The organism is Methylophaga nitratireducenticrescens (assembly GCF_000260985.4).
Taxonomy (GTDB): Bacteria; Pseudomonadota; Gammaproteobacteria; order Nitrosococcales; family Methylophagaceae; genus Methylophaga; species Methylophaga nitratireducenticrescens.
Genome location: NC_017857.3, coordinates 1,166,120 through 1,180,525 on the forward strand (window position 1 = coordinate 1,166,120; position 14,406 = coordinate 1,180,525).

Here is a 14,406-nt window from a genome sequence, read left to right on the forward strand (position 1 = left end):
ATGGCTTTTTTTTAGAACCGGTACGGTGATAGCGGCAATTTTTTATGCAACCAAACTATCATGCTATTATGTCGTGCTTAATTTGTAGGGTTATTTTAGAAATTCATGAGTAAGCAATCATCTTTTTCGTTCGAGGAACTCTTGCAGTGTGGCCATGGAGAAATGTTCGGCCCGGGCAACGCCCAACTGCCTGTACCTAATATGCTGATGATGGATCGAATCAGCCATATTTCCAATGATGGTGGTGCCTATGGAAAAGGTGAAATCATTGCTGAACTGGATATTCATCCGGATTTATGGTTTTTCAAATGCCATTTCCCGGGAGATCCTGTCATGCCTGGCTGCCTGGGCTTAGATGCTATGTGGCAGTTACTGGGCTTTTTTCTGGCATGGGATGGAAATCCCGGTAGAGGAAGAGCACTTGGATCAGGTGAAGTGAAATTCACTGGTCAGGTATTACCTAGTGCTAAAAAAGTGACTTACCGTATTGATCTGAAACGAGTAATTTCACGAAAACTGGTACTGGCCATTGCAGACGGCACAGTATCGGTAGATGGTCGCGATATCTACTTCGCCAAAGATTTACGAGTTGGTCTGTTTACTTCAACTGACAACTTTTAGGACAAGACAATGAGACGTGTAGTTGTTACTGGTATGGGGATCACCTCTTGTCTGGGGTTGGATCTTGCCGCCGTCACAGAATCACTTTACAGCGGTCGTTCTGGTATCCGTTTTAAGCAGCAATACGCTGATATGGGTTTTCGAAGCCATGTGGCGGGTTTTTTTGATATTGATTTTAAAGAGTTTATTGATCGCAAAGTGTTGCGGTTTATGGGGGACGCGGCTGCGTATGCCTATATTGCAATGAAACAAGCAATCCAGGATGCGGGGCTAAGTGAAAGCGATGTTTCCAACCCTAAAACAGGTTTAGTCATGGGCTCTGGAGGCGCTTCTTCTTCGAGTCAGGTCGAAGCGGCTGATATTTTGCGTGAAAAAGGTCTTAAGCGCGTTGGTCCGTATCGAGTCACTCAGGTAATGGGTAGTACAACTTCTGCTTGTCTGGCCACACCTTTTAAAATTAAAGGTATTAACTATTCGATGTCTTCTGCCTGTGCGACCAGTGCTCACTGTATTGGTAATGCAATGGAGCAAATCCAGCTGGGTAAACAAAATGTTGTTTTTGCCGGCGGTGCGGAAGAAGAACACTGGAGTATGAGCTCATTGTTTGATGCGATGGGTGCGTTATCAACCAAATATAACGATACACCTGAAAAGGCTTCCCGTGCCTACGATACTGATCGCGATGGTTTTGTTATTGCAGGTGGTGGAGGGGTGTTGGTTCTGGAAGAATACGAGCATGCTAAAGCCCGTGGTGCCAAAATTTATGCAGAACTCACGGGTTACGCAGCAACTTCTGATGGTTATGACATGGTGGCTCCATCTGGTGAAGGTGCACAACGTTGTATGGAAATGGCAATGTCAACCATGCGTAATAGCAAAGTCGACTATATCAATGCACATGGAACCAGTACACCGGTCGGCGATTTGGCTGAATTAGGGGCGATTAAAAAGGTGTTTGCGGAAACCCAGATACCGTTGGTTGGTTCAACCAAATCGTTGTCAGGACACTCTCTAGGTGCGGCGGGCGTGCAGGAAGCAATCTATAGTCTATTGATGTTGGAAAACGATTTTGTGGCCGCCTCTGCCAATATCGATAACCTCGATGCGCAGGCAGAGGGCATGCCCATTGTGTTGGAACGTAAAGATAATGCCGATCTGAAGGCCGTAATGTCGAATAGTTTTGGCTTTGGCGGAACCAATGCCTGTCTGGTGTTTGAAAAAATCTAATGCAAAATAAAATCACCCTTGGTGTTAAGCCAAGGGTGATTTTTTAGTTTAAATCCGCATCGGTAACAGGGCCACGTTTTCCCGCCAAAGCTTCCTGCATCAACCCCACTAATTGCTGTTTTTTCACTTCATCATCCAAATGTTTTGAACTGAATGTGATGCCAAAACGATCGGCATATTGTTTGACCAGAATCATTAATATTGCTTCCTCCACGTTCACTCTCTCCAAATTTTTCAATCAGACATTATAACGTGTCAGGGCCTATTTTTCTTTCATTGACACCTCTGTTGTGACTGAAAATGTACCAATCAAGGCACGAGAAGTGAAGTTTGTGAGATACATCCATGTATCTCACCCCTTTGGGGCTTACGCTCAAAAACGTTCCTGACGTTTTTGTAGTCATTCTAAATAAACGACGAGCAACGAAGAGTGGTACATTTTCAGCCACACCCAGAAGGGCTGGGACTATTTTTCCGCCCTACTGCGTTGGAAATGATTTATGTAGAATAACAACACTACATCATTTCCGCCTTGCTGGACGAAAAAATAGCCTCCAGCAGTGGTGTCTATGAAAGAAAAACAGGCCCTAAGTAATCACTATGAAATTACACTATCAATCTATTGGGCAGGGTGAGCCATTAGTTATCCTGCATGGTTTATTCGGTTCATCAGATAACTGGCGTAGCATCGCCTCAGCCTTATCAGAAAAGCGACAGGTTATCAGTGTTGATCTGCGAAATCATGGCCGTTCCTTTCATCATCCTCAGCAAACATTTGAATTAATGGCTGAAGATCTGCTGAATTTACAGGATGAATTAGAGTTATCAACAATCGATCTTATGGGACATTCGCTTGGTGGAAAAACAGCGATGCAATTTGCCCAAACGTTTGCTGACCGTCTCGGCAGACTTATTGTTGTTGATATTGCTCCTCGCCAATATCCCGATGAGCATAGTATTATTTTCAAAGCGTTATTGGCATTAGATCTGTCAAAATTTTCATCGCGAACAGAAGCGAGTGAAGCTCTGGTGGATACACTGCCTGATCCTATGGTGCGTCAGTTTCTATTGCTGAATATGCAAAAAGCCGATCAAGGGTTTAGCTGGCGTATTAATTTGCAGGCTTTATTTTGCAGTTATCCAGGTTTGCTCCAAAGTGTAGAACCAGATGGTCCTGTGGAAACACCGACACTGTTTATCAGTGGGGAAAAATCTGATTATGTAACTGACAAAGATTGGCAGCATATTAAGACACTTTATCCTCAGGCAGAACATGTGATGATCGATGGTGCGGGACACTGGGTGCATGCCGAAAAACCCGATATTTTTATTCAGCAGGTAAACAGGTATCTTGCAGATGATTAATGCCGATTTATTAAAACAGCTAATTGAATTCCGCCGTGAGCGAGACTGGGAACAGTTCCATAATCCTAAAGATATAGCGATTTCATTATCCATCGAAGCGGCTGAACTGCTGGAATGGTTTCAATGGCGTAACATGACCGAAATTATGCAAATGTTGGAGACGGATAAACGTGAAGCTCTGGAAGATGAAATAGCCGATGTTGCTGTATATCTGAGCTACCTTTGTCATGATCTGAATATCGATATTGAACAGGCCATACAACGTAAAATGCAGAAAAATGCGGCTAAATATCCGGTTGATAAAGTCAAAGGACGGGCTGACAAATATAATGAATATTCATAAAGCAGCTACAAAGTGCTAGCATCTGCGCTTTGATTTTCTGCCCGTAGAGGTCGTTTCTTCATGAAAGCCATCGTGTTGCTGATTCAATGTGCCGACCAGAAAGGTTTGCTGGCCGGTATAACCGGTTTTTTTGCTGAGCGTGGTTACAATATCCTGCATTGCCAGCAATATACCGATACCGAGCACGGTCGTTATTTCATGCGCCTCAAGGTGGAAGATGAGGCTCAGTTACCCCATGAAATACTTCATCAACAATTCAACCTGTTAGCACAAACAATGAAACTGACTTGGTCTGTGCATTTCACCGATGTGCCATACCGCGTTGCCTTGCTGGTGACCCGAGCTTCACATTGTCCTTATGACTTACTATTGCGTGAGCTGGAAGGTGAGTTGAAATGTGAGATTCCCGTGATTATTGGAAACCATCCTGAATTGGAGAATATGGCGCGCCAGTTCAACAAACCGTTTTATCACCTACCCATTACCAAAGAAACCAAACAGCAACAGGAAGCACAAATTAGATCATTACTCTCCGAGTATCAGATTGATCTGGTGGTGATGGCGCGCTATATGCAAATTTTGTCAGAGCAGTTTGTCAAAGAGTTTACCGGTAAGGTTATCAATATTCACCATGGGTTTTTGCCCGCTTTCCAAGGTGCAAAGCCTTATCATCAAGCATACGAGCGTGGCGTGAAGCTGATCGGCGCCACCGCACATTACGCCACCGCTGAACTTGATGAAGGCCCGATCATCGAACAGGATGTCGAACGGGTTCGTCATGATAATAGCCCGGCAGACCTAGTGATGATTGGTAAGGATATTGAACGTCTGGTTTTGGCACGTGCAGTGAAAGCCCATATCGAACACCGTATTATTGTCAGCGGCCGTCGCACTATCGTTTTTGCAGAAGGTGCCTGATAGTCTGATCCAGATTACTATAAACATAATAAAAGTGAATACAGGACAAAAGCATCCAACGTTATTGTTACCTTAAATCCACATCAGCGGCTAATAAAGTTAATAACAAATAATTTTTTGTGGAGTTAACCATATAAGACACAGAGGGAACGGAGTTTTTATACTTACATATATCCGCAGATTACGCAGATTTTCGCAGATGATTAAAAGCGATTTGTACATGGTTAAATTTTAATGAATTTCACACATATCCTTATTTAACCTATGTTTTTTGGTCGAATAGTAAACACGGATGTCACTGTAAAAATTTTTAATCTGCGTCCATCTGCGTAATCTGCGGATATATATCTGACACACTGCCTCTGTGGTTCAAATTACATTAAAGGTAAAAAATGAATACAAATCCAATCATCATGATTACTGGAGCTACTGCGGGTTTTGGCGAAGCCTGTGCCAGGCTGTTTGCTAAGGCGGGTTGGAGACTGATTATTACCGGACGGCGTCTGCAACGTCTGCAAAGCTTGCAAACGGAGTTAGGTGGAGCTTCCCAAGTCTGCATCAGTTGTTTTGATATCAGTGACCGGCAGGCGACCGAACAGGCGTTTGCAGAGCTACCAGAGGAATTTCAGCAGATTGATGTATTGGTCAATAATGCAGGCCTTGCGTTAGGACTAGAACCCGCTTACGCAACTGATCCCGAAGACTGGGAACGTATGGTCGATACCAATATCAAAGGCCTGATGCGCTGCAGCAGACTGGTTTTACCGGGCATGCAATCAAGAGACAGGGGGTATATCATCAATATCGGATCGGTCGCCGGAAACTGGCCTTATCCGGGCGGTAATGTGTATTGCGCCAGTAAGGCTTTTGTCAGACAGTTTTCGTTGGCCCTTCGTGCAGATTTATTGGGTACACAAATCCGGGTAACTAATATAGAACCTGGCAATGCCGAAACCGAATTTTCCATGGTCCGTTTTAAAGCGGATGAAGAGCGTGCTGACAAAGTTTATGAAAATACCGTTGCACTTACGGCTCAGGATATTGCCGATACCATCTGGTGGTTGGTCAATACGCCAGCGCATATGAATGTCACCACGATGGAAATTATGCCTACCCAGCAAGCCACTGGGCCTTTGGCAATTTATCGTGACTAGTTCTCTTAGCCTTGGGTCTGTTGTTCTTTCAGAGCAACTATTGCTGGAGGCTCTTTAATGCTGCCGATCTTGTCACCATTTTCAACAGCCCCTAGCAGAAAGCAGCCACTCTCTCTAAAAAAGGCCCGACAAAGCCGGGCTATGTAATACAAACTGAAAAAAATAGCGATTAACCACCAAAATCAAAGCGGATACCGGTATAGATAGTACGACCCAGAATGGGCGATTCATCTTTAAAGAAGCTGGTATGGCGTCGGCCATCTTCATTCAGCAAATTACGTCCCTGAATAAAGATTTCAGCACCTTTTAAGCTTGCTGGAGACCAATTGGCATCAAACGAAACCAGATTATAACCGTCCGTATTGCTCTCAGTCACAGCGGTTTTGGTTTGTTTAAAGACCCGACGGTAGTCGAGACTGAAATCCCAGTCAGCATAAGATGTATCAAATCCAATCCCTAAGCGTGTTGGACTCATGCGAGGAATATTTTCACCATTGCTGAGTTTACCGCGTACATGATCGGCAGACAGACGCATGCTCAGTGGAATAGGACCATCAATCAAGTCAGTTATGGCACCAAATTCAGCACCATACAACTTGGCATTTTGTTGTTCATTGACTACCAGCGTATCACCCTCAATTTCAATGGCTTGGCCAGTTCCATCATTTTGTGCTGCTAAATAAATAAAGTCATCGACGTAGTTATAGAAAGTAGTCAGCTCATAGCGGAATGCCCCTACATGACGATCAAAACCGACTTCAAAATTGGTATAGGTTTCTTTGCCTAAGTTCGGATCACCAATTTCAACAGTCCCTGCTGCGGCATGACTACCAAAGGCATATAACTGCTCTGCCGACGGAGCCCGTTGTGAACGGGTAACTGACATTCTGAAATGATGGGCTGGATCTACCTCAACCAGAGTTCCTGCCGATATACTGAACGGAGTGAAACTGTTGCTTCCCAGAATGGCAGATTGTTGTAACTCTTCACCACTTGGCAAATCAATGTCTCTGGCCTCGTCCAGATCGTCTGTACTGGAGCGCACATGATCTACCCGTGCAGCGACTTCAAAGCGACCAAAATGCGTGGGTAATTCTTCCAATATAAATAAACCGACAGTGCGTGTGTCATTACCGCGGATATAAAAGCCACCACCGTGTTCATCGTCGCCATCGCCATGGCTGTGGCCCTCGCCTTCAGCCTCAAAGTCCCGATCATTAAATTGCAGACCGACAACACCTTCCCAATCGCCAATCGGGTTATGCACCATTTCCAGACGCATTTCAGTTTCGTTATTGTTGAAACGCGTTTCAACTTCACTTTCAACAAATGCGCCATTATCAAACTCAGAACCAATTTCCTGTTGACGGTAGCTGGTGTAGGCCATTTTCAGCCTGGCTGTGCTGAAACCCGGTAATGGATCATTAATTTCACTGCGAAAATCAAAACGATCGTTTTTCGCGCGAATCATTTCCTGCTCTTCTTCATCTACACCCAAAAATACTGCTGGAACCTCATATTGAGTTTCCCAGGTGCTATAACCAAATCCGGCAAAACCCCAATCGCCTTTAAATAAACCAGTGATGGAAAACACATCATTTTCCACTTCACTGTTTTGCAGCTTATCTTTTCGGCCGTTTCGCTGACCTTTTTTTTGATAGCCATCAATATCATAATCACTGCTGCGACGGACCCCATAGTCCGTCCGCAATACAAAACTGTCTCCCAGTGGCAGTTCAAGTCCCAAACGTCCCTGGCGATCATGACCATTGATGCCGTATGACATCTGGCCGTCTACTCTTGGAGCATCACCAAACTCAGGATTAAATCGATTACTACGAACATTGATAACGCCCCCAGCAGCACCGCTACCATAAAGTAATGTCGCCGGACCTCGGAAAACCTCAATTTGATCAGCACGACCAGCATCCATACCGATGGCATGATCCGCACCTTCACCAGATATATCAGACGTACTCAAGCCATCTTCCAGCACTTTCACACGGGATCCCTGTAATCCTCGAACGACAGGACGTCCTACGCCCTGACCAAAGTCGGCATTATGCACACCAGGTAAGCCATCCAATGTTTCGCCTATTGTACTGGCGCGTTTTTGATTGAGTTCATCACCCGCAATAACCGTCACTGGCTGGATCAATTCATCAGAGGTACGGTTGCCTAATGGATCAGAAGTGACCACCAGGCGTGGGATATCAACAGTCTCTTCAGCAGCTAACACTGCAGAAGCCATTGGGGAGAGCACCGCAGCAAGCAGCACTACAAGCGGTTTTTTATTCATCACGAATAATCCTCATAGCAGAAATCAGTAGCCATTTTCTGAATAGAAAAATGGCATTCAGTAAATTTGAACGCTATGAGAAAATGGGGGGAGCGCGAATCGTGATGGAAAGATAAAAATTATCGAAACGAGCAGGGAGGGTAACAGAAGCTTCAAGCTGAAAATATTGTTGCCGGACAGCAATTGTCAGCTGATTGTGGTTATCGGTAGATGGGGTATGACTGACAACATTTAACTGATCACATAATGCTATGTGATCATGAAAAGCATGTTCGGCATCGTGCCAAACGGCTATGGACTGCATCAGCAATAATGCTGCTGCAAAGAGCCATAACAGATGTTTGGTATGCCGAAGTTGCATGGTGTTAGTTCACCAGCAATTCAGTAAGCAATTGTTGATAAATAGATGACAATGTATCCAGATCGGCAACTGAAACATGTTCATCTATCTGATGAATCGTCGCGTTTAACGGGCCAAGTTCAATTACCTGTGCTCCAGTAGGCGCGATAAAACGACCATCGGATGTGCCACCCGAAGTAGAGAGCGTTGTTTCATAACCAGTGACGGTTTTAACCGCCACCTGAACGGCTTCAAGTAATTTACCGCCTGCTGTACGAAAGGGTTTACCGGATAACACCCAATCCAATTGATATGCCACACCGTGTTTATCGAGAATCGCCTCGACCTGTTGTTGCAATTCATCGTGAGTCACTTCAGTGGAATAACGGAAGTTAAAAATCAATTCTGCTGTGCCTGGGATGATATTGGTCGCACCAGTGCCGCTGTTCAGATTGGATACCTGAAAGCTGGTGGGAGGGAAATCAGCATTACCTTGATCCCATTGCATTGCACACAGTTCAGCCAATGCCGGGGCCAGTTTATGTACCGGGTTATCTGCCAGATGTGGATAAGCAATATGGCCTTGCTTGCCTTGAACTGTCAGATAGCCATTCAATGAACCACGGCGACCATTTTTGACCACATCAGCTACTTTGTCAGTACTGGTCGGTTCGCCGACCACGCACCAGTCGATATGATCCTGACGCGCCTGCAGTGTTTCAATTACTTTAACCGTACCATCGGTAGCCGGACCCTCTTCATCGCTGGTCAGTAAAAAAGCAATGCTGCCAGCATGCTGAGGATGTTCAGCAACAAAACGTTCACAAGCCGTCACCATAGCAGCAATACTGCCTTTCATATCTGCTGTACCGCGGCCATACAAAATGCCGTCTTCAATTTTGGCGGCAAACGGTTCGTAGCTCCATTTATCTACCGGTCCGGTTGGCACAACATCGGTATGTCCGGCAAATACAAATAACGGGCCATTATGCCCCCGCCGACACCACAGATTGTCGACTTCCCCAAAGCGCAGGTATTCAGCATTAAAGCCACTATTCGCCAACCGTTCTGCCAGCATGATCTGACAGCCTTTGTCGACAGGTGTCACGCTGTCACGTTGAATTAAATCAATGGTGAGCTGAACAGTGTCAGAAAGATTATTTTGCATAGCGGGCCTGAAAATCAGATTCATTAAATCCTATTGATACACCGGAAGCATCTTCGATAACCGGGCGTTTAATAAGTGTGGGATGCAAGAGCATTAACTCGACAGCAGATTGTTGATCAAGCTGATCTTTACGTGGGTCTTCAAGCTTGCGCCAGGTGGTGCCACGTTTGTTGATAAGCTGTTCCCAGCTGACGTAATTCAACCACTGTTGGAGGATGGATTGATCCAAACCATCGGTACGAAAATCATGGAAATGGTATGTAATCTGATGATCATCCAGCCAACGTCTGGCTTTTTTGACCGTGTCACAATTTTTAATGCCAAACAATTTCATCGTTGCCGTTGCACCTGAAAAAGCCCACAGGGTAGGCGAATTGATGATAAATGATACAGTATATCAATTCATTTTGCATCATTGGCTTCACTGCCACGGAGCAGTGGAAAAGGCGGTAACTGCTATAAAGCCGTTACCGCCAATTACAAACTATTTAGATATCACGCAGTAATTCGTTAATACCGACTTTACCACGGGTTTTTTCATCAACCTGTTTCACAATAACAGCGCAGTACAGGCTGTAGGTGCCATCTTTAGAAGGCAGGTTACCTGAAACAACTACAGAACCAGCCGGAATACGACCATAGCTGATTTCACCGGTCATGCGGTTGAAAATCTTGGTGCTTTGGCCAATGTAAACACCCATTGAAATCACTGAACCTTCTTCAACGATAACGCCTTCAACCACTTCAGAACGGGCACCGATAAAACAGTTATCTTCGATGATTGTCGGACCGGCTTGTAAAGGTTCAAGTACGCCACCGATACCCACACCGCCCGATAAATGAACGTTTTTACCAATTTGTGCACAGCTACCCACAGTCGCCCAGGTATCAACCATAGTGCCGGAATCCACGTAGGCACCGATATTGACGTAAGAAGGCATCAAAACAACGCCAGGAGCGATATACGAACCGCGACGTGCCGCTGCAGGAGGAACAACACGCACACCGGCAGTATTGAAATCAGCTTCGGTAAAGTTGGCGAATTTTGGTTCAACCTTGTCAAAATACTGAGTTTCTCCACCTGACATGGGGCGGTTATCATTCAAACGGAACGACAATAAAACAGCTTTTTTCAGCCATTGATTAACGACCCAATCACCATTTTGTTTTTCGGCAACCCGGGCTTTACCGCTGTCGAGCATTCCTAAAACTTCATTCACGGCATTACGTACTTTCGCATCTGCGTTGGCAGGGGTGATTTCTGCACGGCGTTCAAATGCCGTTTCGATAATCTGCTGAATATCACTCATCGGTTTCTCCAAATTAGTAAGATAGGGTTTCAATAAAATCACGGATCCGTATGGCCGCTTCGACGCATTCATCTTGTGAAGCAACCAATGCCATACGGATCCGGTTCACGCCAGGATTACCCTGTTTGGTCTCTCTGGCTAAAAAACGCCCCGGCAACACGGTGACGTTAAATTGATCAAATAAGCCGCGGGCAAACTCGGTATCGGCAATCGGTGTTTCTGCCCATAGATAAAAACTTGCCTCAGGCTGAGTGACATTCATCACGGGCGACAGAATGTCGAGTACCGCCGCAAATTTTTCTCTATACAAATGCCGGTTATGGGCTACATGGGCTTCATCTGTCCAGGCGGCAATAGAGGCAGACTGTGTTGCTGGTGGCATCGCGCAGCCGTGATAAGTACGGTATCGTAGAAAAGATTTCATCACTTTGGCATCACCCGCTACAAAACCACTACGTAATCCTGGTGCGTTGGAGCGCTTGGATAGACTGTGAAAAACTATACAACGACTTAAGTCAGTATATCCTGCTGACACAGCAGCTTGTAATAAACCAACGGGTGGTAAAGCTTCATCAAAGTAGATTTCGGAATAACACTCATCTGCGGCAATAATAAAATCATATTCATGAGCCAGTTGAATCAGTTTTGTCAGCGTTTCAGCATCAACAATTGACCCCGTTGGGTTGCCTGGACTGCACAGATATAACAATTGACAACGAGACCAGATGTTTGCTGGAACGGCATCAAAATCTGGCACAAAGCCGGTTTCTTCGGTGCAGTTGAGCAGATAGGGTTCAGCCCCGGCCAAAAGTGCTGCTCCCTCATAAATCTGATAAAACGGGTTGGGCATGACAATCAGCGGATCTTTTCGACGATCAATAATTGCCTGGGCGAAGGAAAATAATGCTTCCCGGGTACCATTAACCGGCAGTACCTGCGATAACGGATCGATATGTCCTGCTAACTGAAATCTTTGATCCAGCCAATTTGCAATGGTGTGGCGTAATTCGATACTACCGGCCGTTGTGGGATAAACCGATAAGCCATGCAAATGACTAATGACCGCTTCGGTAATAAAACCGGGAGTAGGGTGCTTGGGCTCACCAATGGATAACGAGATATTTGGCAGATCACTCGGCGGTTGGCAACCTTGCTGCAGTTCGGCTAGTTTCTCAAAAGGATAAGGATGTAAAAGGGCCAGATCTGGATTCATTAATACATATCGCCGGATAACAAAAATTCAGCCATTATAACGCTTCCAATGTCTGCCGTGTTATAAGCATCCTATGCGCTATTTAAATCTTATTGAATCAAAGCTGGCCATCCTCAGTCTGTTATTTGCTGCCACTATGTGGGGCATTATCTGGTATCCCATGCGTCTGTTTGAACAAGCCGGGATGTCGGTGGTCTGGGTGACGTTGATCATGTACCTCACCGCTGGCATCGCCAGTTTGCCGATTTTCATCAAAAACCGCTATCGATGGGAACATATTCCTGCCGATCTGCTTTGGCTGGCATTGGCGGCGGGTATGACCAATCTCGCCTTTTTAGTGGCGTTGAATGAAGGTCAGGTGATGCGGGTGATGTTGTTATTTTACTTATCACCTTTATGGTCGGTGATATTAGGTCGCTGGTGGCTAGGTGAAAAGCTGTCTCTGGCCGCCATCATTATGTTTGTGCTGGCGATGGGGGGCACGGTCTTAATGTTATGGCGACCCGAAGTGGGATTTCCATGGCCGCATGGTCTGGCGGATTGGCTGGCCTTGTTTGCCAGTCTGTGTTTTGCGGTGAACAATGTGTTGAGTCGAAAGCTGGCGGCAGTGCCTATGGCTTTAAAAACCACCATCATTTTATGGGGAGTGGTTGCAGTATCAATAGTCGTTTTGTTATTACAGCAGGCTTCCTTACCCTCAGTGGATATATCTGTATGGTTAAGTGCTGTTTTGGTGGGGGGCGGAATTATCATTGCCATGACGATGACAGTTCTATATGGCCTGGCCAGAATGCCGGTCTATCTGGCAGCTGTTATCATGTTGTTTGAATTGATTGTTGCTGCAATTTCGTCAGCTTTACTCACTACAGAAATGATGTCCCTTCAGGAGTGGCTGGGCGGGACATTTATTTTTATTGCTGCATTTGGAATTGCTCAGGTGGAAAAGGCCAATCGCTAATCCTGCGGCTAATTTATCATGCGTAAGTAATATTGATTCTAAGCTAAATATTGAGACTGTTTTACGCACTATTGTGTTGGAAATGACTTATGTAGAATGGTTACAGCACCCTTTGCCAGGTTGAAACAAATGACTCTGCTCAGTGGTGACTCTAAAAGTGTTGCAGCCCCTTGGTTTTATTTTAATTTGCAGGAATTGTTTATGATTAAGTCTATAGCGCATGCCAGTTTTCTGGTGGCTGATTTAGCTACGTCGCTGAAGTTTTACTGTGATGTCTTGCAAATCCCATTAAATCCCAATCGTCCTAAATTTGCCTACGATGGTGCGTGGCTGGATTTGGATAACAAACAACAACTACATCTGATGGTATTACCCAATCCTGATTCGACAAATGGGCGCCCGGAACATGGAGGGCGAGATCGTCATGTAGCATTGCTGGTCGAAAATCTGGAAGCACTTGCCGAACGTCTGGAACAAGCAGGTGTTGAATTTTCACGCAGTAAATCTGGACGGGCTGCTTTTTTCTGCCGAGATCCGGATGGTAATGCGCTGGAATTTGCAGAAGATTTTACGCCGCCAGTCAAATGACTCAGGTACTTAAAAACAACAATCAACGGCTTAGCGACTTACTCACAATTTCTGTGGATAAGTCTGTGGTTAACATTGGTGAAAATCGCTAAGTCGTTAATCTGTAACAGTGCTGTTCAATTTGGTTAAAATTTAACCATTTTTAAAAGAGCATTAAAATCATGAGGTTAGTTAACAATTTCGTAAATTCAACAACTTAGCATAAGGTGTTGTAACGACACTGTAACAATTTAGGAAAAAGTGAATAACTTAATGTCTTTGGTGGGAGTAAAATTCAAATATTGTGCCAAATGTTTGGATTTACTTGCCCTGATAAGTCAGTCACAACCTGAGGGGCTAAGGCTCTAAAACATCAGCATAATGTAAACATCCATTTTCAAACAGATCTCATTTCGTGTAAACGCTGCGTAATCGGGTATACCGTGGAAATTAGTCCCGGCCATTAAGTTGAAGCTGAAGTTGTTCGTTAATGGACGGGCCGTTATTGTTACCGCAGGATTTGGGCATTCTTCGCTGACATCATATGCCAGCGTATGCAGGTTCAGCGAGAGGATCAGCATGCAGAAGCTTTGCTGGTTGTTTGTTCTAAGTTGCTACAACACGGAACAAGTCATGTTCCAGACATTGCGTTTGCGTACGGTGCACAAAGAAGCATCAGCAGCGTGTGTACAGGGCAAGGGCGTTCCAGGCTATGGAGATTAAGCTTGTATGAACGTAAGCCTCAAGAGGTGTTCGACTTGGATGTATCTCACAAACTGCACTGTTCACACCTTGATTGGTACATTGCTTAGTCACCAGAAAGGCGGTGATGAAACATCAACAGATCCCGACAAGTCAATTAGTTAAAAGTGATGATCAATGGCTTAGCGACTTACTCACAATTTCTGTGGATAAGTCTGTGG

The 14,406-nt window shown here is 45.1% G+C and carries 16 protein-coding genes; 9 read left to right on the forward strand and 7 right to left on the reverse strand.

The window, feature by feature from the left end; all coding sequences use genetic code 11:
• The first annotated feature begins 105 nt into the window (after positions 1-105).
• Positions 106-621, forward strand: a complete 516-nt coding sequence (fabA, locus tag Q7A_RS05610; protein WP_041354415.1) for a 3-hydroxyacyl-[acyl-carrier-protein] dehydratase FabA — start codon at positions 106-108, stop codon at positions 619-621.
• A 9-nt stretch (positions 622-630) separates the two neighbouring features.
• Positions 631-1,848, forward strand: coding sequence for a beta-ketoacyl-ACP synthase I (gene fabB / locus Q7A_RS05615; protein ID WP_014706363.1), 1,218 nt, complete (start codon positions 631-633; stop codon positions 1,846-1,848).
• Positions 1,849-1,891: 43 nt separating this feature from the next.
• Here the strand turns inward: fabB and Q7A_RS15180 are convergent, their stop codons facing one another.
• Positions 1,892-2,062, reverse strand: coding sequence for a hypothetical protein (locus Q7A_RS15180; RefSeq protein WP_169712019.1), 171 nt, complete (start codon positions 2,060-2,062; stop codon positions 1,892-1,894).
• A 386-nt stretch (positions 2,063-2,448) separates the two neighbouring features.
• Here Q7A_RS15180 and Q7A_RS05620 point away from each other — a divergent pair, with 386 nt between their 5' ends.
• The 4 genes from Q7A_RS05620 to Q7A_RS05635 all read left to right on the forward strand — a co-directional run bounded on the left by Q7A_RS05620 (position 2,449) and on the right by Q7A_RS05635 (position 5,628).
• Complete coding sequence (locus tag Q7A_RS05620) at positions 2,449-3,213, forward strand: alpha/beta fold hydrolase (protein ID WP_014706365.1); 765 nt, start codon at positions 2,449-2,451, stop codon at positions 3,211-3,213.
• The gene (locus Q7A_RS05625; RefSeq protein WP_014706366.1) at positions 3,206-3,556 is read left to right on the forward strand and encodes a nucleotide pyrophosphohydrolase; all 351 of its coding nucleotides are present in this window, start codon (positions 3,206-3,208) and stop codon (positions 3,554-3,556) included. Before Q7A_RS05620 ends, Q7A_RS05625 begins: the two co-directional genes overlap by 8 nt.
• 60 nt (positions 3,557-3,616) lie before the next feature.
• The gene (gene purU / locus Q7A_RS05630) at positions 3,617-4,474 is read left to right on the forward strand and encodes a formyltetrahydrofolate deformylase (protein WP_014706367.1); all 858 of its coding nucleotides are present in this window, start codon (positions 3,617-3,619) and stop codon (positions 4,472-4,474) included.
• Positions 4,475-4,866: 392 nt separating this feature from the next.
• A complete protein-coding gene (locus Q7A_RS05635) occupies positions 4,867-5,628 on the forward strand; it encodes an SDR family oxidoreductase (RefSeq protein WP_014706368.1) in 762 nt (253 codons plus the stop codon).
• Positions 5,629-5,797: 169 nt separating this feature from the next.
• Here the strand turns inward: Q7A_RS05635 and Q7A_RS05640 are convergent, their stop codons facing one another.
• The 6 genes from Q7A_RS05640 to dapC all read right to left on the reverse strand — a co-directional run bounded on the left by Q7A_RS05640 (position 5,798) and on the right by dapC (position 11,958).
• The gene (locus Q7A_RS05640; protein WP_014706369.1) at positions 5,798-7,927 is read right to left on the reverse strand and encodes a TonB-dependent receptor; all 2,130 of its coding nucleotides are present in this window, start codon (positions 7,925-7,927) and stop codon (positions 5,798-5,800) included.
• A 73-nt stretch (positions 7,928-8,000) separates the two neighbouring features.
• Positions 8,001-8,288 (reverse strand): hypothetical protein, encoded by a 288-nt coding sequence (locus Q7A_RS05645; protein WP_014706370.1) that lies wholly within the window; start codon positions 8,286-8,288, stop codon positions 8,001-8,003.
• A gap of 4 nt (positions 8,289-8,292) precedes the next feature.
• Positions 8,293-9,435 carry a succinyl-diaminopimelate desuccinylase gene (gene dapE / locus Q7A_RS05650; protein WP_014706371.1) on the reverse strand — a complete coding sequence of 381 codons (1,143 nt, stop codon included), beginning with the start codon at positions 9,433-9,435 and terminating at the stop codon, positions 8,293-8,295.
• Positions 9,425-9,769 carry an ArsC family reductase gene (locus Q7A_RS05655; protein WP_014706372.1) on the reverse strand — a complete coding sequence of 115 codons (345 nt, stop codon included), beginning with the start codon at positions 9,767-9,769 and terminating at the stop codon, positions 9,425-9,427. Before Q7A_RS05655 ends, dapE begins: the two co-directional genes overlap by 11 nt.
• Before the next feature lie 154 nt (positions 9,770-9,923).
• On the reverse strand, positions 9,924-10,745 hold the full coding sequence (gene dapD / locus Q7A_RS05660) for a 2,3,4,5-tetrahydropyridine-2,6-dicarboxylate N-succinyltransferase (protein ID WP_014706373.1): 822 nt from the start codon (positions 10,743-10,745) through the stop codon (positions 9,924-9,926).
• 13 nt (positions 10,746-10,758) lie between these two features.
• The gene (dapC, locus tag Q7A_RS05665) at positions 10,759-11,958 is read right to left on the reverse strand and encodes a succinyldiaminopimelate transaminase (protein WP_014706374.1); all 1,200 of its coding nucleotides are present in this window, start codon (positions 11,956-11,958) and stop codon (positions 10,759-10,761) included.
• A 73-nt stretch (positions 11,959-12,031) separates the two neighbouring features.
• Here dapC and Q7A_RS05670 point away from each other — a divergent pair, with 73 nt between their 5' ends.
• From Q7A_RS05670 to Q7A_RS15185, 3 genes are all read left to right on the forward strand, one after another.
• A complete protein-coding gene (locus tag Q7A_RS05670) occupies positions 12,032-12,916 on the forward strand; it encodes a DMT family transporter (protein ID WP_014706375.1) in 885 nt (294 codons plus the stop codon).
• A gap of 201 nt (positions 12,917-13,117) precedes the next feature.
• The gene (locus Q7A_RS05675) at positions 13,118-13,504 is read left to right on the forward strand and encodes a VOC family protein (RefSeq protein WP_041354940.1); all 387 of its coding nucleotides are present in this window, start codon (positions 13,118-13,120) and stop codon (positions 13,502-13,504) included.
• 558 nt (positions 13,505-14,062) lie between these two features.
• On the forward strand, positions 14,063-14,206 hold the full coding sequence (locus Q7A_RS15185; protein WP_169697708.1) for a hypothetical protein: 144 nt from the start codon (positions 14,063-14,065) through the stop codon (positions 14,204-14,206).
• Positions 14,207-14,406 lie beyond the last annotated feature (200 nt).

Bases quoted from the DNA above. Each gene is read 5' to 3' on its own strand.
- Q7A_RS05620 (WP_014706365.1), top strand. From the start codon at position 2,449: ATGAAATTACACTATCAATCTATTGGGCAGGGTGAGCCATTAGTTATC.
- Q7A_RS05640 (WP_014706369.1), bottom strand. From the start codon at position 7,927: ATGAATAAAAAACCGCTTGTAGTGCTGCTTGCTGCGGTGCTCTCCCCA.
- Q7A_RS05645 (WP_014706370.1), bottom strand. From the start codon at position 8,288: ATGCAACTTCGGCATACCAAACATCTGTTATGGCTCTTTGCAGCAGCA.
- dapE (WP_014706371.1), bottom strand. From the start codon at position 9,435: ATGCAAAATAATCTTTCTGACACTGTTCAGCTCACCATTGATTTAATT.
- fabB (WP_014706363.1), top strand. From the start codon at position 631: ATGAGACGTGTAGTTGTTACTGGTATGGGGATCACCTCTTGTCTGGGG.
- fabA (WP_041354415.1), top strand. From the start codon at position 106: ATGAGTAAGCAATCATCTTTTTCGTTCGAGGAACTCTTGCAGTGTGGC.
- Q7A_RS05655 (WP_014706372.1), bottom strand. From the start codon at position 9,769: ATGAAATTGTTTGGCATTAAAAATTGTGACACGGTCAAAAAAGCCAGA.
- dapC (WP_014706374.1), bottom strand. From the start codon at position 11,958: ATGAATCCAGATCTGGCCCTTTTACATCCTTATCCTTTTGAGAAACTA.
- dapD (WP_014706373.1), bottom strand. From the start codon at position 10,745: ATGAGTGATATTCAGCAGATTATCGAAACGGCATTTGAACGCCGTGCA.
- Q7A_RS05675 (WP_041354940.1), top strand. From the start codon at position 13,118: ATGATTAAGTCTATAGCGCATGCCAGTTTTCTGGTGGCTGATTTAGCT.
- Q7A_RS05670 (WP_014706375.1), top strand. From the start codon at position 12,032: ATGCGCTATTTAAATCTTATTGAATCAAAGCTGGCCATCCTCAGTCTG.
- Q7A_RS05625 (WP_014706366.1), top strand. From the start codon at position 3,206: ATGATTAATGCCGATTTATTAAAACAGCTAATTGAATTCCGCCGTGAG.
- Q7A_RS05635 (WP_014706368.1), top strand. From the start codon at position 4,867: ATGAATACAAATCCAATCATCATGATTACTGGAGCTACTGCGGGTTTT.
- Q7A_RS15185 (WP_169697708.1), top strand. From the start codon at position 14,063: ATGCAGAAGCTTTGCTGGTTGTTTGTTCTAAGTTGCTACAACACGGAA.
- purU (WP_014706367.1), top strand. From the start codon at position 3,617: ATGAAAGCCATCGTGTTGCTGATTCAATGTGCCGACCAGAAAGGTTTG.